The 523-nt window shown below is 56.4% G+C and carries 2 tRNA genes and 1 rRNA gene; all 3 read left to right on the plus strand.

The features are described 5' to 3' along the window. Positions 1 to 74 (plus strand): 16S ribosomal RNA (locus AABA78_RS38880); the annotation flags it as partial. A 210-nt stretch (positions 75 to 284) separates the two neighbouring features. Further along, positions 285 to 361 (plus strand) — tRNA-Ile (locus AABA78_RS38885). Positions 362 to 408: 47 nt separating this feature from the next. Further along, positions 409 to 481, plus strand: a tRNA-Ala gene (locus tag AABA78_RS38890). Positions 482 to 523: the final 42 nt, after the last annotated feature.

Consider the following 523-nt stretch of genomic DNA (forward strand, 5'->3'; position numbering starts at 1 on the left):
AGGAGTGCTCGGTAACTGGGGTGAAGTCGTAACAAGGTAGCCGTAGGGGAACCTGCGGCTGGATCACCTCCTTTCTAAGGAGACCGGGTGTTGGACTCATCCTTCGGGAGAGTAGGCAACACCAGCAACCTTCGGGTTGTCAGGTCTAACTAGGTCAATGTTTCCGGTAAACAATCCATTATGAACTTCGGGCTTGCTGTTTGGTTTTGAAGGACCGAGCGAAGGCGGCTCGGCTCTTTGAGAATGAAGGACGCTGTAGGGTTCGCCGATGCTTTAGCCCCCCTGGGCCTATAGCTCAGCTGGCTAGAGCGCGCGCCTGATAAGCGCGAGGTCGGTGGTTCAAGTCCACCTAGGCCCACCATTCTCCCTCATTGAAGGGACGCGAATGGGAAAGCCGACGCGAGAGTCGGGGCTGTAGCTCAGCTGGGAGAGCGCCAGCTTTGCAAGCTGGATGTCGTCGGTTCGAACCCGATCAGCTCCACAAGTTACCTGGAAGTCGCAGGGACGTTCTTTGACAAGTGCA

Source organism: Corallococcus caeni (genome assembly GCF_036245865.1).
Lineage (GTDB): Bacteria > Myxococcota > Myxococcia > Myxococcales > Myxococcaceae > Corallococcus > Corallococcus caeni.